This window comes from Aeromonas sp. QDB14, from assembly GCF_027707845.1.
Taxonomy (GTDB): Bacteria; Pseudomonadota; Gammaproteobacteria; order Enterobacterales; family Aeromonadaceae; genus Aeromonas; species Aeromonas caviae.
Window position 1 is genome coordinate 1 of the sequence record NZ_JAPCJD010000177.1, and the last position, 1,333, is coordinate 1,333.

Consider the following 1,333-nt stretch of genomic DNA (forward strand, 5'->3'; position numbering starts at 1 on the left):
TGGATTTGACCCCATAGGTCCAGACACTTTTTCCCGCTTAGGGTTGTGATACCCGACTGCGCAGAAATTCCCGTGGTGAACGGTATCCCAAGGCGCTGTGCGGGTGGTGCTCGTTATAATGCTCAAACGCGATAGCCAAATTGCCTACCGCTGTTCGGCTATCCGGTTTTGGCATCATCTCGATATAGTCTCGCTTCATCGTCTTCACGAAGCTTTCCGCTATACCGTTACTCTGTGGGCTTCTCACTGCTGTCGTTCTGGGCTCCAACCCGATTTCTCGTGCAAACGCGCGGGTCTCATGGGCTCGATACGCCGAGCCATTATCAGTCAGCCACTCCACCGGTGATGCCGGCAACGAATCCCCAAAGCGACGTTCGACAGACCTCAGCATGACATCTTGCACAGTGTCACTATCGTAACCCCCAGTACTGGCCGCCCAGTCCAACGCTTCCCTATCGCAGCAATCCATGGCGAACGTGACACGTAGTTTTTCACCGTTATCGCAGCGAAACTCGAAGCCATCTGAGCACCACCGTCGATTGCTCTCCTTGACGGCAACACGCCCCTTATGTGCCTGCTGGGCCAATGGTGCAGCTGGTTTTCTTTCCAGCAGCAAGCCATGCTCGCGCATGACGCGATATACCCGCTTAGCGTTTACCACAGGTTGTTCTGTTGCCTCAGACTGACGCCGTAACAGCGCCCAGACCCGGCGATAGCCATAGGAGGGAAGCTCTGCCATCGCCTCCATGATACGGCCAAGTAAGGCTGCATCATCACGCTGGCGATGATGACGACCATCTTGCCAACCCGGTTTTCGATGAACACGAACGGATAGCTGCGCACGCGATACATTAAGAGCCTGGCTCACAGCACTTAATCGTCGTCCCCCGGCAACAAGGGCGCATGCGCAATCCATTTTTTTGCTCGACCATACTCCACGGCTTCTTTGAGGATCTCGTTCTCCATGGTCTTCTTCCCGAGCAGACGCTGAAGCTCTCGGATCTGCTTGATGGCAGCAGCCAACTCGGAAGCAGGAACAACATCCTCACCGGCGGTGATCGCCGTGAGAGACCCTTCTTGGAATTGCTTACGCCATTTGAAAAGCTGGTTTGCGTTGACGTCGTGCAAGCGAGCAACATGAGAGACGGTCATCCCGGGCTCAAAGGTCTGCTGCACGATGGCGATCTTTTCTTGTGGAGTCCGGCGTCGACGGCGCTCGGCCCCTGTTAACACTTCGACCATCTTCTCGTTGTGACTAGTACTGAACATAGCTCCAAGACTACCTCTTAAGTTAAGAGGGGCGAAGTGTCTGGATCTTCAAGGGGCCAATCTA

1 protein-coding gene is annotated in these 1,333 nt (G+C 54.8%); it reads right to left on the bottom strand.

The window, feature by feature from the left end:
- Positions 1-37: 37 nt before the first annotated feature.
- A protein-coding gene (locus tag PG887_RS22330; RefSeq protein ID WP_100654772.1) for an IS3 family transposase occupies positions 38-1,242 on the bottom strand; the annotation gives its coding sequence in 2 pieces (ribosomal slippage) (positions 38-924 and positions 924-1,242; 1,206 coding nt in all).
- Positions 1,243-1,333: the final 91 nt, after the last annotated feature.